22 protein-coding genes and 2 pseudogenes are annotated in these 19,306 nt (G+C 71.9%); 15 read left to right on the top strand and 9 right to left on the bottom strand.

What is annotated here, in order from left to right; translation table 11 throughout:
* Position 1 precedes the first annotated feature (1 nt).
* The gene (locus GWI24_RS12410) at positions 2-403 is read left to right on the top strand and encodes a helix-turn-helix transcriptional regulator (RefSeq protein WP_210946007.1); all 402 of its coding nucleotides are present in this window, start codon (positions 2-4) and stop codon (positions 401-403) included.
* Positions 404-510: 107 nt separating this feature from the next.
* Here the strand turns inward: GWI24_RS12410 and GWI24_RS12405 are convergent, their stop codons facing one another.
* Positions 511-1,479, bottom strand: coding sequence for a pirin family protein (locus tag GWI24_RS12405; protein WP_210946006.1), 969 nt, complete (start codon positions 1,477-1,479; stop codon positions 511-513).
* Between the two features lie 47 nt (positions 1,480-1,526).
* Here GWI24_RS12405 and GWI24_RS46500 point away from each other — a divergent pair.
* Positions 1,527-2,138: pseudogene (locus tag GWI24_RS46500) on the top strand (O-methyltransferase); the annotation flags it as partial.
* Between the two features lie 190 nt (positions 2,139-2,328).
* Here the strand turns inward: GWI24_RS46500 and GWI24_RS12400 are convergent.
* From GWI24_RS12400 to GWI24_RS12390, 3 genes are all read right to left on the bottom strand, one after another.
* Positions 2,329-3,018 (bottom strand): phosphatase PAP2 family protein, encoded by a 690-nt coding sequence (locus tag GWI24_RS12400; protein ID WP_210946005.1) that lies wholly within the window; start codon positions 3,016-3,018, stop codon positions 2,329-2,331.
* A 105-nt stretch (positions 3,019-3,123) separates the two neighbouring features.
* Positions 3,124-4,059: a M56 family metallopeptidase gene (locus GWI24_RS12395; RefSeq protein ID WP_210946004.1), complete on the bottom strand. Its 936-nt coding sequence runs from the start codon at positions 4,057-4,059 to the stop codon at positions 3,124-3,126.
* Between the two features lie 109 nt (positions 4,060-4,168).
* Positions 4,169-4,771 carry a DUF5134 domain-containing protein gene (locus GWI24_RS12390; RefSeq protein WP_210946003.1) on the bottom strand — a complete coding sequence of 201 codons (603 nt, stop codon included), beginning with the start codon at positions 4,769-4,771 and terminating at the stop codon, positions 4,169-4,171.
* A 216-nt stretch (positions 4,772-4,987) separates the two neighbouring features.
* Here GWI24_RS12390 and GWI24_RS12385 point away from each other — a divergent pair, with 216 nt between their 5' ends.
* Positions 4,988-5,407 (top strand): PPOX class F420-dependent oxidoreductase, encoded by a 420-nt coding sequence (locus tag GWI24_RS12385; protein ID WP_210946002.1) that lies wholly within the window; start codon positions 4,988-4,990, stop codon positions 5,405-5,407.
* A 67-nt stretch (positions 5,408-5,474) separates the two neighbouring features.
* Here GWI24_RS12385 and GWI24_RS12380 read toward each other — a convergent pair whose 3' ends face one another.
* Positions 5,475-5,861: a VOC family protein gene (locus GWI24_RS12380; protein WP_210946001.1), complete on the bottom strand. Its 387-nt coding sequence runs from the start codon at positions 5,859-5,861 to the stop codon at positions 5,475-5,477.
* A 163-nt stretch (positions 5,862-6,024) separates the two neighbouring features.
* On the opposite strand from GWI24_RS12380, the gene GWI24_RS12375 reads away from it, so the two are divergent.
* Positions 6,025-6,582, top strand: a complete 558-nt coding sequence (locus tag GWI24_RS12375) for a GNAT family N-acetyltransferase (protein WP_210946000.1) — start codon at positions 6,025-6,027, stop codon at positions 6,580-6,582.
* Positions 6,583-6,654: 72 nt separating this feature from the next.
* Here GWI24_RS12375 and GWI24_RS12370 read toward each other — a convergent pair whose 3' ends face one another.
* Positions 6,655-7,338 carry a glycerophosphodiester phosphodiesterase family protein gene (locus GWI24_RS12370; RefSeq protein WP_210945999.1) on the bottom strand — a complete coding sequence of 228 codons (684 nt, stop codon included), beginning with the start codon at positions 7,336-7,338 and terminating at the stop codon, positions 6,655-6,657.
* A 308-nt stretch (positions 7,339-7,646) separates the two neighbouring features.
* On the opposite strand from GWI24_RS12370, the gene GWI24_RS12365 reads away from it, so the two are divergent.
* The 3 genes from GWI24_RS12365 to GWI24_RS12355 are packed head-to-tail and all read left to right on the top strand — an operon-like array spanning position 7,647 to position 10,938.
* Complete coding sequence (locus tag GWI24_RS12365; protein ID WP_210945998.1) at positions 7,647-9,044, top strand: DUF6421 family protein; 1,398 nt, start codon at positions 7,647-7,649, stop codon at positions 9,042-9,044.
* 53 nt (positions 9,045-9,097) lie between these two features.
* Complete coding sequence (locus GWI24_RS12360; RefSeq protein WP_210945997.1) at positions 9,098-9,880, top strand: SDR family NAD(P)-dependent oxidoreductase; 783 nt, start codon at positions 9,098-9,100, stop codon at positions 9,878-9,880.
* Positions 9,877-10,938, top strand: coding sequence for a low specificity L-threonine aldolase (locus GWI24_RS12355; protein WP_210945996.1), 1,062 nt, complete (start codon positions 9,877-9,879; stop codon positions 10,936-10,938). The genes GWI24_RS12360 and GWI24_RS12355 overlap by 4 nt, the downstream gene beginning before the upstream one ends.
* 60 nt (positions 10,939-10,998) lie before the next feature.
* Here GWI24_RS12355 and GWI24_RS12350 read toward each other — a convergent pair whose 3' ends face one another.
* Positions 10,999-11,730 (bottom strand): 1-acyl-sn-glycerol-3-phosphate acyltransferase, encoded by a 732-nt coding sequence (locus GWI24_RS12350; protein WP_210945995.1) that lies wholly within the window; start codon positions 11,728-11,730, stop codon positions 10,999-11,001.
* A gap of 183 nt (positions 11,731-11,913) precedes the next feature.
* Between GWI24_RS12350 and GWI24_RS12345 the strand changes: the two genes are divergently transcribed.
* From GWI24_RS12345 to GWI24_RS12320, 7 genes are all read left to right on the top strand, one after another.
* Positions 11,914-12,273 (top strand): thioredoxin family protein, encoded by a 360-nt coding sequence (locus GWI24_RS12345; protein WP_210946018.1) that lies wholly within the window; start codon positions 11,914-11,916, stop codon positions 12,271-12,273.
* Positions 12,274-12,331: 58 nt separating this feature from the next.
* Positions 12,332-12,412 carry a putative leader peptide gene (locus tag GWI24_RS46820; RefSeq protein ID WP_317259516.1) on the top strand — a complete coding sequence of 27 codons (81 nt, stop codon included), beginning with the start codon at positions 12,332-12,334 and terminating at the stop codon, positions 12,410-12,412.
* A gap of 55 nt (positions 12,413-12,467) precedes the next feature.
* Positions 12,468-12,974: a flavin reductase family protein gene (locus tag GWI24_RS12340; protein ID WP_210945994.1), complete on the top strand. Its 507-nt coding sequence runs from the start codon at positions 12,468-12,470 to the stop codon at positions 12,972-12,974.
* Positions 12,975-13,238: 264 nt separating this feature from the next.
* Positions 13,239-14,024 carry an electron transfer flavoprotein subunit beta/FixA family protein gene (locus GWI24_RS12335; RefSeq protein ID WP_210945993.1) on the top strand — a complete coding sequence of 262 codons (786 nt, stop codon included), beginning with the start codon at positions 13,239-13,241 and terminating at the stop codon, positions 14,022-14,024.
* 84 nt (positions 14,025-14,108) lie between these two features.
* Positions 14,109-15,071 (top strand): electron transfer flavoprotein subunit alpha/FixB family protein, encoded by a 963-nt coding sequence (locus tag GWI24_RS12330; RefSeq protein WP_210945992.1) that lies wholly within the window; start codon positions 14,109-14,111, stop codon positions 15,069-15,071.
* Between the two features lie 156 nt (positions 15,072-15,227).
* On the top strand, positions 15,228-16,520 hold the full coding sequence (locus GWI24_RS12325) for an aldolase/citrate lyase family protein (RefSeq protein WP_210945991.1): 1,293 nt from the start codon (positions 15,228-15,230) through the stop codon (positions 16,518-16,520).
* Positions 16,521-16,656: 136 nt separating this feature from the next.
* On the top strand, positions 16,657-17,868 hold the full coding sequence (locus GWI24_RS12320) for a hypothetical protein (protein ID WP_210945990.1): 1,212 nt from the start codon (positions 16,657-16,659) through the stop codon (positions 17,866-17,868).
* 53 nt (positions 17,869-17,921) lie between these two features.
* On the opposite strand, the gene GWI24_RS12315 is transcribed toward GWI24_RS12320, so the two are convergent.
* On the bottom strand, positions 17,922-18,554 hold the full coding sequence (locus tag GWI24_RS12315; RefSeq protein WP_210945989.1) for a GAP family protein: 633 nt from the start codon (positions 18,552-18,554) through the stop codon (positions 17,922-17,924).
* 178 nt (positions 18,555-18,732) lie between these two features.
* Between GWI24_RS12315 and GWI24_RS12310 the strand changes: the two genes are divergently transcribed.
* Entirely contained in the window at positions 18,733-19,116 is a 384-nt protein-coding gene (locus tag GWI24_RS12310; RefSeq protein WP_086879758.1) for an SHOCT domain-containing protein, read from the top strand.
* A 43-nt stretch (positions 19,117-19,159) separates the two neighbouring features.
* Here the strand turns inward: GWI24_RS12310 and GWI24_RS45120 are convergent.
* Positions 19,160-19,306, bottom strand: a pseudogene (locus tag GWI24_RS45120) (alpha/beta hydrolase); the annotation flags it as partial.

Below are 19,306 nucleotides of genomic sequence, written 5' to 3'. Positions count from 1 at the left end.
CATGGGCCATGGAGTCGCACCCGCCGCTGACAACGCCGTACCGCGCGCCCGCCTGGACGCCGGCAGCGCCCCGAGAGTCGCCGCGACACTGCAGGCGCTGGCGACGCCATCCCGCCTGCTGATCCTGGCCCGGCTGCGGGAGGGGCCCTTGCCGGCCACCGAACTGGCCGCCGCGGTCGGGATGGAGCAGTCCGCGTGCTCCCACCAGCTGAGGCTGCTACGCAACCTCGGCCTGGTCGTGGGCACTCGCGAGGGCCGCTCGGTGGTGTACTCGCTGTACGACAACCATGTCGCCGAACTGCTGGACCAGGCCCTCTACCACGTCGAACACCTGCGGCTGGGGCTGAGCGACGCGTCGGCCGAGTCGGCCGGGGACGTGGACGAGGTATCCGCAGCGCTCTGAGAAGTAGCAGCGCTCTGAGAAGTATCAGTCGTCGATACGCGGCGAGGCGTTTCCAGGGTCTCCTCATCCCGCGTGCTCGACCGAGGTTCAGGTGACGACGTTGCGGGTCAGCGCGCCCGGCCGCGTGGCTTCAGGGGTACGGGCGGGAGCTCCGGGGCGGGCAAGGGGGCGCCGTCGTAGCCGTGGACCTCGCCGAAGCGGGAGCCCGAGGTCCAGTCCTCGCGGGCCTGGGAGATCTCGTCGTGGGAGCGCCCGATGAAGTTCCACCACATCACGATCTTCTCCTCGAAGGGCTCCCCGCCCAGCAGCATGAACGCGCTGTCCACATCCGCCCGCAGCGGCAGTTCGGTGCGTCCGCAGCCGAGGTAGAGGAGGGAGCCGGGGGTGAGGCGCACCCCGTCGACCTCGGACTCGCCGGACATGGTGAGGGCCGCGTACTCGAAGTCGGGCCGCACCGGCAGCCGGGTGTCGGTGCCGGCCGCGAGGGCGATGTCCGCGCCCATCAGGGGGGTGAACGTGGTGCCGGGCGAGGCCGCGCCGTCCAGTTCGCCGAGGACGACCGTCGCCCGCAGACCTCCGCCACCGGTCACCCGGGGCAGCTCGGCGTGGTGCTCCCACATGGGGGCGATATGGCGGTCGCCGTCGGGCAGCGCGACCCATAGCTGCGCCCCGTGCAGCAGCCGGGCGTGCTCGCGCGGGGACTCCTCGGAGTGGGCGATGGCCCGGCCCGAGGTCATCAGCCCCAACTCGCCGGGGCGCACCGTCTGGAGACTGCCGACGCTGTCGCGGTGCAGCACCTCGCCGTCGTGCAGCCAGCTGACGGTCTGGAGCCCCATGTGCGGATGCGGAGGGACCCGCATGCCCGGCTCCTGGGCGATGTCGTCCGGGCCGTAGTGGTCGATGAAGCACCAGGCGCCGACCATGCGCCGCCCGAGGTTCGGCAGGAGCCGGCGCACCACGGTGGACTCGCCCAGCGGGACCTGCTTGGCGGCCAGCAGCTCGCGGACCGGCTGGGCGGTGACGTCCTGGCGGCCGCCGCACACGGTCGGCGCGGGCCTCAGATCGAGATTGCTCATGACCGCACTCTCCCATCGCCCCGGGCAGCTCAGGGGGAGCCAGGGGGATGTTTAGGGGGCGGTCGGATCGCCGCCGGAAGAAGAATCTATCCGGTGACCGCACCGACCCTGAAGGAGATCGTATGCCGTCCACACTGCACACCGAGCCCGTGGCGACCGTCCTGGACGGACTGCTGGAGGCCGAGCGCGAAGGCGACGAGCGCGCGTTCGCCGAGACCGGTGTGACCGACCCCAAGTCGGCCTGGGCCGAGCTGGACGCCAGTCAGATGGCCGAGACGTTCAAGGACGCCTCCATGTCGGTGTCCAAGGAGGGCGGTGAGCTGCTCTACCTGCTCACCCGTGCGACCGGCGCGCGGACCGTCGTCGAGTACGGAACCTCCTTCGGCGTGTCCACCCTCTACCTGGCCAGCGCGGTGCGGGACAACGGCGGCGGGCAGGTGATCGGCACGGAGCTGCAGGCGGACAAGGTGGCCAAGGCCACGGAGGCCATCGCCGCCGCCGGGCTCTCCGACATCGCCACCGTCCGCGTCGGCGACGCGCGCGAGACGCTGCGGGACCTGCCCGGGTCGGTGGACCTGCTGCTGATGGACGGCTGGCCGAACCTCAACCGGGCGGTGCTCAAGGTGGTGGAACCCCGGCTGCGCCGGGGCGCGCTGGTGCTCGTGGACGACATGGACATGGACTTCGGCTTCGACATGCACCGGGAGATGCGGGAGTACCTCGCCGATCCCGCGAGCGGCTACTTGTCGCTGCCCCTGCCGGTCGCGCACGGGATCCTGGCCGGGGTGCGGCTCGGCCAGCACCCGGGTGCGGCTACCGTTCCCGCTGGTCGGACGGGGGTTTCGGGGCTCATGACCGCACTCTCCCCTCGGGGGACGCCGCGCGCTCGCTCGTACGGCTCCGGGCGTATCCGTACGAGGCGATCGCCCCGTACACCAGCGCCGCGCCCAGCAGCCAGCCGGCCAGGACGTCGCTGGGCCAGTGGACGCCCAGATAGAGGCGGGTGAAGCCGACGCCCAGCACGGATACGGCCCCTACGGCGGCCATGAGCCGCGGCCACTTCGCCGGTGCCCCGTGCAGCGTCATCAGCCACAGCAGCAGCCCGAAGGCGACGGTCGCGGTCAGGGCGTGGCCGGACGGGAAGGCCGCGTAGTGCGCCGAGTCCACCGGATCCGGCCACCGGGGACGCTCCCGGTCGAGCGCGGCCTTCACCGCCTGTTGCAGCGCCGTGCCCAGCGCCGCCGTGACGGCCACCCAAAGCGCGAGCCGCCACTCCCGGCGCCACAGCAGCCACCCCACGGCCACGGCCAGGAGCGCGCGCATCGTCCAGGGGTCCCAGAACCAGTCCGTGAGCACCCTGTTGGCCCGGGTCAAGCCGTGGTGCCGCACGGCGGAGTGGTGCAGGGTGACGACGATGTCCCGGTCGACGGTCCCCAGGGGCCCCCAATGGGCGGCAACCAGGGCGAGCAGCACCAGGAAGAGCGCGGTGAACACGGCCGCGGCGCGGGCGGCTCGGCGGTGGAGGGTTGCCGGCTGCATGGGTCGATGATCGCTGACGGGCGGGCCCCGGAGCCAGGAGGCCCTCGATCTCCGCCGAGCCGGGAGCCGCCGTTGTACCGAGGACGCCGGGAACGCCGGGAACGTCTACCCCAGCACCCGCAGCGCCGGGACAAAGGTGACCAGCAGCGGGACGGCCGGAACGAGCGCCGCGGTGGCCGTAAGGCGCCAGCGGCGCGCCGCCGGGAGCCGGGAGGCCGGTGCCAGCAGCCGGTCCACCCGCTGCGGCACCTGGGCGAGCGCGCTGGGGCAGGGGCCGAACACCCCGCGGTCCTCGTTGAGTTCGACCAGCGCGAGCGCGGTGGTCGTGCGCCCGAAGCGCCGTGACGCGGAGTCGTCGGCGGCCAGCTCGACCAGCCGGTGCACCTCGTCGCGGAACGCCGCGAACATGGTCACCTGCGGAAAGCCGCCGGCCAGCGCGCCCGAGCAGTGCAGCAGCCAGTGGTGGCGGGCGCGGGCGTGGCCCTGCTCATGGGCGATGACGGCGTCCAGCCGACGCCCCTTGAGGCGGCGCAGCGCCGCCGTGGTGATGACGAGCCGGGGCGTGGTGCCCGGCAGCCACCAGGCGTCCGGCTTGTCGCTCTCCAGGACCACCAGACGCTCCTCGCCGGGCTCCTCACCGGGCAAGGCGGGGGAGCGGACGAGGAGTTCGGCGCGGTGCTGCCTGCGCCAGGCGCGGGCGCGGCCGATCTCGCGGGTGAGCATCACCGCGCTCCAGACGGCCCCGAAGGCGAGCACGAGGGCGACTGGCGCGGCCAACGGCCCGTAGCCGGACAGCGCGTACGCCTCCACCACGCCCTTGGGCGCGGGGGCGAAGACATTGCCGCGCACGGCCTCCCAGGCGGCCGCCCCGGTGAGCGCCATGGTCAGCGCGCAGCACAACAGCACCCCGACGACCACGCACTGCCACACCCAGAGGGCGAGCACGGGTTCGCGGTCGATCCAGTCGGAGCGGGACAACAGGCGCGGCGCCATTGCCGCCGCCAGTGCGCCGAGGCCCATCAGCGCGAACGGGACCATCATGGCCGTCAGCCTATGATCGCGACGCTCGGGCCGGGTACGGTCACGGCGGGGAAGTGACGCATACCACGGTGCGGCTACGGATCGGGCCACGGCCCGGCCCGCCGCCCGTTCACAGGGCCAGCAGCATCGCGAACATCCCTATCCCCATCGACAGCCTGCAGGCATGCCGCAGCTCGGGCCGCCGCGACCAGCCGGCGCCGGACGGTCCCGCCCCCGCGCCGTCCACGGCCCCGTCCGTCATCGGTACGAGCCGCAGCCCGGACCGTACGACGTAGACCGCGAAGTACACGAGCAGTACTCCGGTCAGTAGCGGTACCCCGCCCGCCATCCGGCCCGGGGCCATCTCGCCGGTGTGATGGTGGCCGCCCGTGGTGCCCGCCATCATCGCGAGCGCCATATAGACCATCGCCAGCGCTCCGACGGTGTGATGCAGACGGTGCCCCGGGAGCCCCGCGCCGTGCGGGACCGGCCGTAGCGCCCTTACGGCGGCCACGGCGAAGACCGCCGCGAAGGCGGGCGGACCCCAGGGCCGGGGGTCCAGCACGGTGGACGGCACCGCCATCACGGCCATCCCCCACCCCATCAGCGCCTCGGCGCCCGCGATCCGCCGCCCCGGGCCGGGCGGCTCACCGCGCATCTGCAGCAGACAGTAGCCACCCGTGGCCGCGCACAGCGCGACCAGCAGCCAGCCGATGAGTGGAGGTCCGTGCACGGCCACACCTCCCGAAGGGGGACGTAATACCAGGGGACATCCCCTGCCGCGGCACCACACACGGGAGCGCACGGGCGCAGTGGGGGAGCGCGAGGCGTGCGGAGTGGTGGGGAGCGCGAGGCGTGGTATGGCACGGTGAGAGGTGCGGCCCGTGGATCACGCAGGCCCCAGCCGCACCACGGGACGTGAACAGCTGTCCAAAGAGGAGGAGAGCCCGTGTCGAATCCACCGCTTCCCGAGGCCGCGGTCGCCATGCTCGAGAAGCCCAATCCGGCCGTGATCGCGACGATCCGGTCCGACGGTCAGCCGGTGTCCACGGCCACCTGGTACCTCTGGGACGACGGCCGGATCCTGGTCAACATGGACGAGGGCCGCAAGCGGCTCGACCACATCCGCAACGACCCCAGGGTCACGCTCACCGTGCTCGACGAGGCGAACTGGTACAACCACATCACCCTCATCGGCCGGGTCGTCGAGATCCAGGACGACAAGGACCTGGCCGGAATCGACCGGCTGGCCCAGCAATACCTGGGCAAGGAGTATCCGCGGCGGGACCGCGGCCGGGTCAGCGCCTGGATCGAGATCGACCGCTGGCACGGCTGGGGCGAGCACAAGGAGAACAGCCAGCCCGGCTGAGTCCCCTCGGTGTCGCCCGCCCCGCCACCGCGAGCCGTGGCGGGGCCGACGGCACGAGGAGGAGACATCAGGGGCGGTAGCGCAGCGGATGGTCCTCGGGGACCTCCACGACCGCGATCCGCATGCCGTCCGGATCGGCGATCCACATTTCCACCAGCCCCCACGGCTCCCTCTTCGGCGGCCGCAGCACCTCGACCCCCTGCGCGGTGAGCTCCTTGTGCGCCGCCGCCGCGTCCGCCACCTGGAGCCACAGCTGTAGTCCCGGGGCGGGCGGGGTGTCCGAGCGGCCGGAGACCTCCAGGAAGCCCCCGCCGAGGAAGTAGACCGTGCCACGCTCGGGGCCCGTCCCGAACTCCCGGTAGACCGCCAGGCCCAGGGCCTCGCCGTAGAACGCCCGGGAGCGCTCGGGGTCCGTCGGCCGCAGCAGAACGCGGCTGCTCAGTACGTGAACCATGCCCGCGACCCTACGCAACCTGACCCCTTCGGGGCAGGCTAAGGTCTATTTGCCGCCGTCGGCCGCCACACCAGCCACCGGTTGCCACACCGGCCACCGACCGCCACACCGGCCACCGGCCACCGGCCGCCCGGCCGTCACCGAAGGGAACCCCGCCGACGCCATGGACACCGCGGACGCCACCGTACGAGCCACCGAACCACTCACCTTCCGCACGGCCACCGAGGCGGATGTGGAGGGGCTGGTGGCCCTGATCGAGTCGGCCTACCGCGGGGACGCCAGCCGCGCCGGTTGGACCACGGAAGCGGACATCCTGGACGGGCAGCGCACCGATCCGGAGGACGTCGCGGACGTGGTGGGGGCCGAGAACGGCCGGATGATGATCGTCGAGCGGAACGGTGAGCTGATCGCCTGCTGCCAGCTCGAGCACCGCGGTGACCACGCCTACTTCGGCATGTTCGCGGTCCGGCCCGCGCTCCAGGGCGGGGGCCTGGGCAAGGTGATCATCGCCGAGGCCGAGCGGTTCGCACGGGCGGAGTGGGGCGCCGAGGAGATGCATATGACGGTGATCTCCGCCCGCGAGGAGCTGATCGCCTGGTACGAGCGGCGCGGCTACGCCCGTACCGGCCGGATGACCCCGTTCCCGTACGGTGAAGAGCGCTTCGGGGTGCCGCGCCGCGCCGACCTCGAGTTCGAGCTGCTGATCAAGCCCCTCGGCTGAACCCTCTCTGAGAGCCCCCGGGGGGTCTCGCGCCGCTTACGCCGTGCAAGTGAAAGCCGTCCGCTAGCCGCGTCACGCCGTGAAGCGCGCCGCCCGCCGGATCTCCGGGAAGTCGGTCGTGGCGCCGTCCAGGCGGAGGCCACGGACCAGCTTCAGATGGTCGGGGGTGTTCACGGTCCAGCCGATGACCTTGAGGTCGTCGGCGTGCGCCTTCTCCACCAGCTCCAGGGTCAGCCTGCGGAGGTTGAGCACCAGCATCCCGGCGCCGACGGCATGCGCCCGGTCGATCACATCGAGGCCGTAGCGGCTGGCCACGAGGGCGGTGCGGGCGGTCGGGAGCAGGGCGCGGATCTCGGCGAGCGCCTCGTCGTGGAAGGACAGGATGTCCACCCGGTCCAGCAGATCGCGGCGGGTCAGCACCTCGGCCAGCGCCCGGGCGGCCGCCGTGTCCTTGATCTCGGCCTGGAGCGGCGCCTCCACGGCGTCCACGACCTCCTCGAAGACCGGGATCCGCTCACCCTCCCCGGCGTCCAGCCCACGCAGCTCCGCGAGGGTGAAGTCGCTGATCGGGCCCTTGCCGTCGGTGGTGCGGTCGACGTGCGCGTCGTGCATCACCACGAGCGCGCCGTCCTTGCTGAGGTGCAGGTCCAGTTCGATGACGTCCATGCCCTCGTGCTCGGCGCGGACGAAGGACCGCAGGGTGTTCTCCGGCTCGACACCCATCACTCCGCGGTGTCCGATGGTGAGAAAAGTCAACGCTGTCTCGCTCTTCTGACGGCCCTCGACGGCCTTCGTCGGGACGTCTTCGTCGGGTCGGGGGAGGCAGTGGGGTGGCTGATTCATCGGCACGCGGCGGACGGGCCGCCCGGACCGGCGCACACCATACCGGCCGCTCATGACAGGACCGTTCAAGCCGGGCCGTGGCATGAGCCGAGCCGATGGGGGCAGGAAAAACTGCGGTGGTGCGGGTGTGGCGCAGGATGATTTCCCGTACCGTCGCTTGAGCGCGGGAGCGTCCATGGATACGGTGGTCATACGCGAGTTTCTCCGGTGAAGGAGTGGTCATGACGGAAATCCTTTCGTCTGTGATAGCTGAAGGTGCCGTTCTGCCCGCAGAGCGTGTGGTCGATCGTCCGGCCTGGTCAACCCTCAAGGACGCTGTCGAAACGTTTCGCCCGTGGCAGTCCAAGGACGGTTCCATCGACTTCGACGCCGAGGGCGCGCCCACTCGGGAGACCGCCGCGGCGACCATCGACCGGGTGATCGGGGCCATCGAGGAGCTCGCCCCGCTGCTTCCGCACGACGCCGACTACCACCGGGCGGTCGTCGCGGATCTGCGCCGCTGGACCGAGGAGGGATTCGGGGTCCCCGACTTCCTCGACTCACTGCTCGCCTTCCAGCCCGCCCGCACGCGCGCCGACGGCCTCCAGCACCTTGTGGTCTTCCCCATGTACACGCAGAACGGCAACCCGGACCGCAATCTGGAAGCCGTGGTGCTGCGCATGGTCTGGCCGGAGTGGCTGGCCGAGCTGGAGCGCACCCGCTATGACAACCCGCTCTACTGCGGACTGGCCTTCGAGGACTTCACCTCCGGCTACGACACCAATTCCGCGGTGCTCTTCCCCGAGACCATCGCCGTCCGCGAGGCCCCCGAGCGGTTCAGCTGGGGCGGCATCTTCTGCGACCGCGAGGCGGCCCGGTTCCGCCGGGTCAGCGAGGCAGCGGTCCGGGCCCTGGGGATCGAACTCCCCGACGACATCCGGGACATGCTCGCCGACCAGCACCGCTGCCAGGAGGCGTTCGCCCTGTGGGACATGGTCCACGACCGCACCCACAGCCATGGCGACCTGCCGTTCGACCCCTTCATGATCAAGCAGCGGCAGCCGTTCTGGATGTACGGACTGGAGGAGCTTCGCTGCGACCTCACCGCCTTCAAGGAGGCCGTGAAGCTGGACGCCGAGGGCGTCGACCAGGGCCGTGACGTCCAGTACGCCGTGATCTTCGACCGGATGTTCCGGTTCCCGGTCACCGGCGCGCGGGTCCGCAACTACGACGGGCTCGGCGGCCAGTTGCTCTTCGCCTACCTCCACCAGCACGACGTCGTACGCTGGACGGACAACACCCTGCACATCGACTGGTCCCGCGCCTCGCAGGTCACCAACCAGCTGTGCGGCGAAATCGAGAAGCTCTACCGCGACGGCATCGACCGGCCCAAGCTCGTCCACTGGTTCAAGGCGTACGAGCTGGTGTCGACCTATCTCGCCCCGCACCCCGGCTCGGTCTGGGCCAAGGGCCCCGAAGCCCTGGACCTGAGCCAGCCGCCGCGCAAACTCGTCGACGACGTGCTCCCCGACGAGTTTCCGCTGAGCATGTTCTACGAGGCGCTCGGGAAGAAGCTGCGTGACGTGGTCGCCTCCACCAAGGGCATCACGGCCGGCAGCGACCTGCCGGCGGCGGCATGAGCACCGCGGCGGCGCACAGCCCCCAGGCGGGGCAGGACGAGGAGGCGGCGAGCATGACCACACCGACATCGAGCCCCAGCCCGAACGAGCCGGGCGAGCGGCCGCTGGACGGTGCGGTGGTCGCGGTGGCCGGCGCGGCCGGCCCCGCGGGCCGGGCCACGCTGCTCCGCCTCGCCGAGGCGGGTGCCACCGTCGTCGCCTCCGACGCCGACCCGGCGCGGCTGGCCGAGGCCGTGGACGCGGCGCGCTACGCCCACGGCGGCGCCAGCGTCACCGGCGAGACGATCGACCTGCTCGACCTCGGCGCCGCCCGCGCCTGGGCCGACCGCACCGAGAAGGAGTTCGGCCGGGTCGACGGGCTGATCCACCTGGTCGGCGGCTGGCGCGGCAGCAAGACCTTCGCCGACGCCCCGCTCGCCGACTGGGACACCCTGCACAATCTGCTGATCCGCACCGCCCAGCACACCTCCCTCGCCTTCCACGACGCCCTGCTGCGCAGCGGCAAGGGCCGTTATGTGCTGATCAGCGCGGCGGGCGCGTCCAAGCCCACCGCGGGCAACGCCGCGTACGCCGCGGCCAAGGCCGCCGCCGAGGCGTGGACGCTCGCGCTCGCCGACTCCTTCCGCAAACTGGGGGGCGAGGGCGGTCCGTCGGCGGCCGCTGCCATCCTGGTGGTCAAGGCGCTGGTGCACGACGCCATGCGGGCGGAGCGCCCCAACGCGAAGTTCGCGGGCTTCACGGACGTCAAGGAGCTGGCCGAGGCCATCACCGGACTCTGGGACCGGCCCGCCCAGGAAGTGAACGGAACCCGCCAGTGGCTGACCCCCAAGCCGTGAGGACCGACGCCCGCCGCCACCACGACCCCGAGGTACGCGGCTTCGCCAGCGACAACTACGCCGGCACCCACCCGGAGATCCTCGCCGCGCTCGCCCTCGCCGACGGAGGCCATCAGGTCTCCTACGGCGAGGACGACTACACCGCGCATCTGCAGTTCGTCATGCGCAGCCACTTCGGCCCGCACGCCCAGGCGTTCCCGGTCTTCAACGGCACCGGCTCCAACGTCGTCGCCCTGCAGGCCCTCACCGACCGCTGGGGCGCGGTCATCTGCGCCGAGTCCGCCCATATCAACGTGGACGAGTGCGGGGCGCCCGAGCGCGTCGGCGGGCTGAAGCTGCTCACCGTCCCCACCGAGGACGGCAAGCTCACCCCCGAGCTCATCGACCGCCAGGCGTGGGGCTGGGACGATGAGCACCGGGCGATGCCGCAGGTGGTCTCGATCGCCCAGAACACCGAGCTCGGCACCGTCTACACGGTGGACGAGATCCGCGCCATCTGTGACCACGCGCACGAGCGCGGGATGAAGGTCCACCTCGACGGCGCCCGGATAGCCAACGCGGCCGCGTCCCTGGACGTGCCGATGCGCGCGTTCACCAACGCGGCGGGCGTCGACATCCTGTCCTTCGGCGGCACCAAGAACGGGATGCTCTTCGGCGAGGCCGTCGTCGTCCTCGACCCGGACGCGGTGGGCGCCATGAAGCATCTGCGGAAGCTGTCCATGCAGCTGGCGTCCAAGATGCGGTTCATCTCCGTCCAGCTGGAGGCCCTGCTCGCCCGCGACCTGTGGCTGCGCAACGCCCGCCACGCCAACACCATGGCCCAGCGGCTGGCGGATGGCGTGCGCGCGGTGGACGGGGTGAAGATCCTCCACCCGGTCCAGGCCAACGCGGTCTTCGCCCGGCTCCCGCATGAGGTGAGCGAACGCCTCCAGAAGCGCTACCGCTTCTACTTCTGGGACGAGGCCGCGGGCGATGTGCGCTGGATGTGCTCCTTCGACACCACGGAGGAGGACGTGGACGGCTTCATCACGGCCCTCAAGGAGGAGATGGGCCGGTAGGCCGTTTCCGGGGATGAGCGCACGGGGCGGGCCGCACAGCCCGCTCCGCGGTCGTTCGTCCTAGCGTCCCCGGTCCAGGGCCAGCGCCTCGGCCGGGGTGGGAGCGGTGCCGCCCAGGTGGGCCGGGACCCACCAGGTGTCCTCCGGGCCCTTGGGCCGCACCGGATACGCCCGCTGCGCCGCCTCGAGCAGCTCCTGCACCCGGCCGCGCAGCCGCTCGGTCAGGGTGTCCGAGGGCTCGGTCGGGTCGGCCTCCATCGGCTCGCCGACCCGCATCGTGATCGGGAAGTGATGGCGGCCCAGCGCCCGCTTCTGGCCCTTGGTCCACAGCCGCTGCGTGCCCCACAGCGCCATCGGCAGCAGTGGGACGCCCGCCTCCTGCGCCAGCCGGGCCGCGCCCGACTTGAAGTTCTTGAGGGTGAAGGACCGCGAGATCGTCGCCTCCGGGAAGACACCGATGATCTCGCCGGAGCGCAGCGCCCGCAGGGCGTGCTTGTACGCGTCCATGCCCGCCGCGCGGTCCACCGGAATGTGCTTCATCGCGCGCATCAGCGGCCCGGAGACCTTGTGCCGGAAGACCGACTCCTTGGCCATGAACCGCACCAGCCGCTTGGCCGGACGGGCGGTCAGCCCGCAGAAGACGAAGTCGAGATAGCCGATGTGGTTGCTCACCAGAACCGCGCCACCCGTCTGCGGGACATTCTCGGTGCCCTTGATGTCGAAGCGCAGATCGAGCGCCTTGAACATGGTGCGGGCGATGCCGATCACCGGCGGGTAGACGAGCTCTGCCATCGAGGACCCTTCGTCGTATGCCTGGGGAGGGTTCTCCCGGCGGAAGTTACGCGGCCGTAGGTATCCGGCTTCTGGCAGATGGTGCCCGATGTCGTCTCTTTGTGCTACCGCGCGGCGCGGCGCGGCCGAGAGATCCTCATCACGTCGGGGCGCCGCCGGGGAATCCCCGGGCCGCCCAGGACGCTGCACCAGGGAGGCCCGACCGGGAGGAGACAAGTGCGAGACGGCGACGGAAGCCGGCGGCTGGGCGCCGCCGAGCTCGGCGCGGAGCTGGGGGAGCGGGCGACGCTGGTCCAGTTCTCCAGCGCCTTCTGCCAGCCCTGCCGGGCCACCCGGCGGACACTGTCCGAGGTGGCCGCGATGGTGGACGGGGTGACGCACATCGAGATCGACGCCGAGTCGCGGCTGGAGCTGGTCCGGGCGCTGGACATCGCCCGCACCCCCACCGTGCTGGTGCTCGACGCGGCCGGGCGGGTCGTACGGCGGGCCTCCGGGCTGCCGCGCCGGGCCGATGTCATCGCCGCTCTGGGTGATGCCGTGTGAGCCTCCGCTCCCCGGCCCCACTTGACGGTCCGCACCCGGCGTGGTCAGGGTGAACGGCATGCGGCCTGGACCCCTTCTTTACGGACGTGTGCACGTGGACCTGATGCGGACCGCCGGCGCACGGTGTCCGGGCGGGTGAGCGAACGAGGACAAGCGCAGCCCCCCGCCCGTACCTCCGGCAGAAGGACAACTCCATGACGGCAACGCACGACCTCGGCACGTCCCCGCTGACGACGTCCGACCTCTTCCGCTCCGTCTTCCGCCGGCACGCCTCCGGCGTCGCCGTGATCACCGCCCAGGGCACCCGCCCGGTCGGCTTCACCGCCACCTCCCTCGCCTCCGTGGCCGCCGAGCCGCCGCTGCTCTCCTTCGGTGTGGGCACCGGCTCCTCGAGCTGGCCGGTGCTCTCCGAGGCCGAGCACGTCGGTGTCCACATTCTGGGCGAGCACCAGCGGGAGCTGGCCGCGACCTTCGCGCGCAGCGGTGCCGACCGCTTCGGACCGGCCACCGGCTGGCGCTCGGGGCCGGAGGGCGTACCGGTGCTCGACGGGGTGCTGGCGTGGCTGGTGTGCCGGGTGGTGGCCCGGATACCCGCCGGGGACCACCGGTTGCTGATCGGCGAGGTCACCACGGGTGCCGCGGCCGGGGCCGGCCGTCCGCTGCTCTACCACCAGGGACGCTTCAACGGGCTCCGCGACTGACCTGCCACGCGCTCCGCGGCCGACCCGCGCCTCTCCGGTTGGCATGTACGCCTCGCGTTGATCAGCGCCGTTGGCAAGGTCACAGTTCAAGCGGGTTGCGTACGGGGAATGAGCTGGGTGTACTGACGAGTAATATTTTGCTGCGGTGCATGGGCCGCCCAGGCAGGAAACCGCCCGCGGTACCGCCCGGGTCCCGCCCCCGAAGGCGCCTATGCTGCCAGCAACAAGGCAGCTCGGTAGAGACGATGCAGTAGGAGAGCCGGCGTGAGCTTGAGGATCGTTGTCTGTGTTAAGTACGTGCCCGACGCCACCGGCGACCGGCACTTCGCCGAAGACCTGACCGTCGATCGCGACGACGTGGACGGCCTGCTCTCGGAGCTGGACGAGTACGCGGTCGAGCAGGCCCTGCAGATCGCCGACGAGGCCGATGACGCCGAGATCACCGTGCTGACCGTCGGCCCGGAGGACGCCAAGGACGCGCTGCGCAAGGCGCTGTCGATGGGGGCGGACAAGGCCGTGCACGTCGAGGACGACGATCTGCACGGCACCGACGCGCTGGGCACCTCGCTGGTGCTGGCCAAGGCCATCGAGAAGACCGGCTACGACCTCGTGGTCTGCGGGATGGCCTCCACCGACGGCACCATGGGCGTGCTCCCGGCGATGCTGGCGGAGCGCCTCGGCGTGCCGCAGGTGTCGCTGCTGTCGGAGGTGTCGGTCGAGGACGGCACCGTGAAGGGGCGCCGTGACGGGGACACCGCGACCGAGCAGCTTCAGGCGCAGCTTCCGGCGGTCGTGTCGGTGACCGACCAGTCCGGTGAGGCCCGCTACCCGTCGTTCAAGGGCATCATGGCGGCGAAGAAGAAGCCGGTGGAGTCCTGGGACCTCGAGGACCTGGAGATCGAGTCGGACGAGGTCGGTCTCGAGGGCGCCTGGACCGCCGTGGACGGCGCCACCGAGCGTCCGGCCCGCACCGCGGGCACGATCGTCAAGGACGAGGGCGAGGGCGGCAAGCAGCTCGCCGCCTTTCTCGCGGAGCGCAAATTCGTCTGAAGCCGCCTGGCCGGCCAGAAGTTCATCTGACCGGTTCCCGCCGCCCGTCCCAGATCTTTCGCATTTCGCAGGAGAGCGATTCCCATGGCTGAAGTCCTTGTCTACGTCGATCACGTGGACGGTGCCGTCCGCAAGCCCACCCTGGAGCTGCTGACCCTGGCCCGCCGCATCGGCGAGCCCGTCGCCGTCTCCCTCGGCTCCGGTGCCGAGAACACCGCGTCCACCCTCGCCGAGCACGGCGCCGTGAAGGTGCTGACCGCGGACGCGCCCGAGTTCGCCGACTACCTCGTCGTCCCGAAGGTGGACGCGGTCCAGGCCGCGTACGAGGCCGTGTCGCCGTCCGCCGTACTGTTCCCGTCCTCCGCGGAGGGCAAGGAGATCGCGGCCCGGCTCGCGGTCCGTATCGGCTCGGGCATCATCACCGACGCCGTGGACCTGGAGGCCGGTGACGAGGGTCCGGTGGCCACGCAGTCGGTGTTCGCCGCCGCCTTCACCACCAAGTCCCGGGTCAGCAAGGGCACTCCGGTGATCACGGTGAAGCCGAACTCGGCCGCCGTGGAGGCCGCCCCGGCCGCGGGCGCGGTCGAGGCGCTCGAGGTGTCCTTCTCGGAGCAGGCCACGGGGACGAAGGTCGTGGCGCGCACGCCGCGTGAGTCGACCGGGCGCCCGGACCTGACCGAGGCCGCGATCGTGGTCTCCGGCGGCCGTGGTGTGGGCGGCGCGGAGAACTTCCCCGTCGTCGAGGCCCTCGCCGACTCCCTCGGCGCGGCCGTCGGCGCCTCGCGCGCCGCGGTGGACGCGGGCTGGTACCCGCACACCAACCAGGTGGGCCAGACCGGCAAGACCGTCTCGCCGCAGCTCTACATCGCGGCGGGCATCTCGGGCGCGATCCAGCACCGCGCCGGTATGCAGACCTCGAAGACCATCGTGGCCGTCAACAAGGACGCCGAGGCCCCGATCTTCGACCTGGTCGACTACGGCGTGGTCGGCGACCTCTTCGAGGTCGTCCCGCAGCTGACCGAGGAGGTCAAGTCCCGCAAGGGCTGACACCCGCCGGACCTCCGCGAGGCCCCGTACGCGATGCGCGTGCGGGGCTCGCGGCTGCCGGGAGGGTGTTGACCCGCCGTTCCGTGGCTGGCTAACTTCACCGCACGGATCATCGTTTCCGTACAGCGGAAATGGCGGGAAGGGCGGCGAACGGACATGGAGCCTCAGGAGACGGTGCGGACCAGCCTGCCCGGTGCGGTACGGGCGTCCATCGCCGACTCCCTCGCCGCCGTCGACGCCGAGCTCGCCCGCCGCTACCCCGGCGACCCCGGCACCCGTCAGCCCGTCCACACCGTCTACGTCCCCGCCGACCTCTTCACCGCCGGTACGGTGCGCGACTGGGGCGACCAGGCGCTGTCGGCCCTCGACCGGCACGCCCCCGACGCCGCCTCCTTCGCCGCCGTCCTCGGCCTCCCCGGCGAACTCGCCGAGCCCGTCCACACCCGGGTGCGGGCCAAGCTGGAGCGCGAGCCCGTGGAGGATCTGCGGATCGACTTCGAGGACGGCTACGGCCTCCGCCCCGACGCCGAGGAGGACACCGCGGCCGCCCGCGCCGCCTCGCTCGTCGCGGCCGCCCGCGCGGACAGCACCGCGCCGTCCTATGTCGGCATCCGCATGAAGTGCCTGGAGGCCGCCGTACGCGACCGCGGCATCCGCACCCTCGACATCTTCCTCACCGGGCTGATGGCGGCCGGAGGGCTGCCGGACGGCCTGGTGCTCACCCTCCCCAAGGTGACGTACGCCGAGCAGGTCACCGCGATGGCCCGGCTGTGCGAGGAGTTCGAGGAGGCGCACGGGCTCGCCCGCGGCCGTATCGGCTTCGAGATCCAGATCGAGACCACCCAGGCCATCCTCGGCCCGGACGGTCGCGCCACCGTCGCCCGGATGATCGACGCCGCCGAGGGACGGGCCACCGGACTGCACTACGGCACCTTCGACTACAGCGCCTCCTGCGGCGTCGGCGCCGCCCATCAGTCCATGGACCACCCCGTGGCCGACCACGCCAAGGCCGTGATGCAGGTCGCCGCCGCCGGCACCGGCGTACGGCTCTCCGACGGCTCGACCAATGTGCTGCCGGTCGGCCCCACCGAGCGGGTCCACGACGCCTGGCGGCTCCACCACCGTCTGGTCCGGCGGTCGTTGGCGCGCGCCTACTACCAGGGCTGGGACATGCACCCCGGCCACCTCCCGACCCGCTACGCCGCCGTCTACGCGTTCTACCGCGAGGGCCTGGAGGCGGCGGCGGAACGGCTCGCCGCGTATGTGGACCGTACGGCCGGAGGCACCGGCATCGCCGACGAACCGGCCACCGCGAAGGCGCTCAGCGGCCACTTGGTGCGCGGGCTGGACTGCGGGGCCCTCGACGGCGCCGAGGTCGAGCGGCTGACCGGGCTCGGCCGCGCCGAACTCGACGCGCTGGCGGGCCGCGCCGCCCCGGCCGCCTCCTGACCCCGGAACACCGGATCCGCAGGAGCCCACAGATCGGCCCGTCCCGCCGGGCCCGCTGATCCGCTTGGGCACATCCGCTCACCCGCACGTGTCACCCGGGATGCGGCCCCGCCGGTGAGGGCGGGAGATGGGTGTCATGGCCAGAAGCGCCGTGTCGGCCCTGCTGATCCTGGTTGGTTGCCTCCTCGTACCGGTGTCCGTGCTGACGGTGTGGGTCCACGACATCGTCCTGGACACCGACCGCTATGTGGCGACCGTCGCCCCGCTCGCGGAGGACCCGGCGATCCAGGACACCGCCGTGGAACAGGTCAGCCAGGCCGTCGACATCCGCCACAACAGCCAGGAGATCACCGCCGACATCGCCTCCTGGCTGCGCGCCCACGGCCTCCCGGAGCGGGCCGCCGACACCATCGAGGGGCTGGCCCCGCAGCTGGACTCGGCCCTGGACCAGGCGGTGCGGAAGGTGGCCGCCCACATCGTGCGCAGCGAGCAGTTCCCCGCCGTGTGGACCGGCGCCAACCGGGCCGCCCACACCGCCGTCGTGAGCGCCCTCACCGGCAAGGGCGGCGGGCCGGTCGGCGTCGAGGGCCACACCGTCACCCTCAACGTCGGCGCCGCCGTGGAGCGGGTCAGACAGCAGCTGGTGGACGCCGGGCTCCCCGCGGTGACCGGCATCCCCGACATCCACCAGCGGCTCGTCCTCTTCCACTCCGACCGGCTCGACACTATTCGACGGTCGGCGCGCCTGCTCGACCTGGCCGGGAACTGGCTGCCCGCGCTGACCGTGACCCTCGGCGGTACGGGAGTGCTGCTCGCCCGCCGGCGCCGCCGGGCGCTCGCCCGCGCGGCCCTGGGCACCGCGCTCGCCTCCCTCGCCCTGGCCCTGGTCCTCGTGGCGGGCCGCCGCTACTACCTCGACCATGTGCCGACGAGCGTGCTGTCCCGGGCGGCCGCCTCGGTCCTCTTCGACACGGTGGTGCGCTTCCTGCGGGTCACCGTGCTCACCGTGCTGGTGCTCGGGCTCGTGGTCGCGCTCGGCTCCTATCTGGCAGGGCCGGGGCGGCTGCCGAGCACCGTACGCGGCCGGGCCGAGGTCCTCGCCGACAGCGCGGCCCGCTGGGGCGCGGCCCACGGGATGCGCACCGGCCGGGCCGGCACCTGGACCGCCGACCACCGGCGGGGACTGACGATAACGGCCCTGCTGGTGCCGGTCGCGGTGTTCGCCCTGTGGAACCACCCCACCGTGCTGACCGTGCTCTTCCTGGTGCTGATCCTGCTGGCGGCCCTCGCCGTGATCGCCCTCCTGGCCGCCACGGGCCGCACGGGCGCGCACGGCCGGGGCGGTTGAAGCCGGGTCGGGGCCCGCCCACAGACCGTCAGCCGACGCCCGCCCACACGCCGTCAGGGGGCCAGGATGAGCACGATGAAGATCAGGCACGCCCCGACATTGACCACCCAGCTATGGGTGGTGAGCCATTCCCGGAGCCGGGGCATCGCGCGCCGCGCCCGGTCGCCGAGAGGGAGGTAGACCAGCAGCGGCAGTGCCGCGATCAGCACGGTGGCGGCGATGAACGGCAGCGCCGCCGTCCATTCCGCGTCGTGCTGCTCCAGATTCGCCCCCACGGTCAGCATGACCGCGATGTCGGACGGCATGAGCAGGATGATCAGGAAGCCGGTCGTGAGCGCCTTACGGGGACCGGCCTCCATCAGCGAGCCCAGCCACTTCGGCGGCTCGACCGTCCGCCGCTTCACCACGTTCTTCACGGCGACCAGCGCCAGCAGTCCCACCAGCACCAGCTGGACGACGACCGCCGCCACACCCCGATCGGACGGATTGCCCGGTGCGATCGCCTGCCCCAGCAGCGCGAAGACCCCCCGGGCGAGGGCGACTCCCGCCGCCGTGGCGATCGCCACCCCCAGCAGAAACGCCAGGCACGCCCGCACCGGTCGCGCGGTGGTCACGAGGACGACGGCGGCCACGATCTGCGGCCCCGCCATCATGGTGACGGCCAGGGGGAGAACCTGGAGCTCCATGGCCCGCCCGCCCTTCCGGCCTCCGCCGCGTGGTGAGGCCCCCGCCTTCCCATTGGTACGCACCGCCGGCCCTCATGGCATCCGCTGCTGCGCCGACCGGGGGCCGCCGTAAGCTGAAGATGTGGGCCCTGGTGGGGCCCTGGTGGCCCCGCCGGGCGTGTCCGACGGGAGGCAAGCGATGGACTACCCGCTGCTGAATGTTTTTCTGACCACGATGTGGGTCTTTCTGTGGATCCTGTGGCTGTTTCTGTTGTTCCGCGTGTTCGCCGATCTCTTCCGCGACGACTCGCTGAACGGATGGGCCAAGGCGGGCTGGACCGTCTTCGTCCTGGTGCTGCCCTTCCTCGGCGTCTTCGTGTACCTGGTGGCGCGTGGCCGGGGGATGGGCATGCGTGAGATGAAGCGGGCCGAGAAGGCGGAGGCGGACTTCCGGGAGTTCGTGCGGACGACCGCCGCCACGGGCCGCGCGGAGGAGCTCGAGCACCTCGTGGAGCTCAAGAATCACGGCGACCTCACGGCCGAGGAGTACGAGCGCGCGAAGGCCAAGGTGCTCGCCGCCTGACAGGCCGTGGAACCGACCGGCAGGGGCGGGGTGTGTGCGTGGTTCAGCGGGCGCCCACGTGGGTGCCGAGGAACTGCCGCAGCATGGGGACCACCTCGTCCAGGCCGGTTTCGAGGAGGAAGTGGCCACCGTCCTGGAGGTGCACCTCGGCCCTCGGGCTGTCGCGGGCGAAGGCGCGGGCGCCGTCGGG

It is taken from the genome of Streptomyces sp. MK37H (assembly GCF_018035285.1).
Taxonomy (GTDB): domain Bacteria; phylum Actinomycetota; class Actinomycetes; order Streptomycetales; family Streptomycetaceae; genus Streptomyces; species Streptomyces endocoffeicus.
This window is presented reverse-complemented; position numbering and strand designations above follow the sequence as displayed.

What these genes read in the sequence shown, in the direction of transcription:
- GWI24_RS12410 (WP_210946007.1), top strand. Translation starts at nt 2, where the DNA reads ATGGGCCATGGAGTCGCACCCGCCGCTGACAACGCCGTACCGCGCGCC.
- GWI24_RS12405 (WP_210946006.1), bottom strand. Translation starts at nt 1,479, where the DNA reads ATGAGCAATCTCGATCTGAGGCCCGCGCCGACCGTGTGCGGCGGCCGC.
- GWI24_RS12400 (WP_210946005.1), bottom strand. Translation starts at nt 3,018, where the DNA reads ATGCAGCCGGCAACCCTCCACCGCCGAGCCGCCCGCGCCGCGGCCGTG.
- GWI24_RS12395 (WP_210946004.1), bottom strand. Translation starts at nt 4,059, where the DNA reads ATGATGGTCCCGTTCGCGCTGATGGGCCTCGGCGCACTGGCGGCGGCA.
- GWI24_RS12380 (WP_210946001.1), bottom strand. Translation starts at nt 5,861, where the DNA reads ATGGTTCACGTACTGAGCAGCCGCGTTCTGCTGCGGCCGACGGACCCC.
- GWI24_RS12375 (WP_210946000.1), top strand. Translation starts at nt 6,025, where the DNA reads ATGGACACCGCGGACGCCACCGTACGAGCCACCGAACCACTCACCTTC.
- GWI24_RS12365 (WP_210945998.1), top strand. Translation starts at nt 7,647, where the DNA reads ATGACGGAAATCCTTTCGTCTGTGATAGCTGAAGGTGCCGTTCTGCCC.
- GWI24_RS12360 (WP_210945997.1), top strand. Translation starts at nt 9,098, where the DNA reads ATGACCACACCGACATCGAGCCCCAGCCCGAACGAGCCGGGCGAGCGG.
- GWI24_RS12350 (WP_210945995.1), bottom strand. Translation starts at nt 11,730, where the DNA reads ATGGCAGAGCTCGTCTACCCGCCGGTGATCGGCATCGCCCGCACCATG.
- GWI24_RS46820 (WP_317259516.1), top strand. Translation starts at nt 12,332, where the DNA reads ATGCGGCCTGGACCCCTTCTTTACGGACGTGTGCACGTGGACCTGATG.
- GWI24_RS12340 (WP_210945994.1), top strand. Translation starts at nt 12,468, where the DNA reads ATGACGGCAACGCACGACCTCGGCACGTCCCCGCTGACGACGTCCGAC.
- GWI24_RS12330 (WP_210945992.1), top strand. Translation starts at nt 14,109, where the DNA reads ATGGCTGAAGTCCTTGTCTACGTCGATCACGTGGACGGTGCCGTCCGC.
- GWI24_RS12325 (WP_210945991.1), top strand. Translation starts at nt 15,228, where the DNA reads ATGGAGCCTCAGGAGACGGTGCGGACCAGCCTGCCCGGTGCGGTACGG.
- GWI24_RS12320 (WP_210945990.1), top strand. Translation starts at nt 16,657, where the DNA reads ATGGCCAGAAGCGCCGTGTCGGCCCTGCTGATCCTGGTTGGTTGCCTC.
- GWI24_RS12315 (WP_210945989.1), bottom strand. Translation starts at nt 18,554, where the DNA reads ATGGAGCTCCAGGTTCTCCCCCTGGCCGTCACCATGATGGCGGGGCCG.
- GWI24_RS12310 (WP_086879758.1), top strand. Translation starts at nt 18,733, where the DNA reads ATGGACTACCCGCTGCTGAATGTTTTTCTGACCACGATGTGGGTCTTT.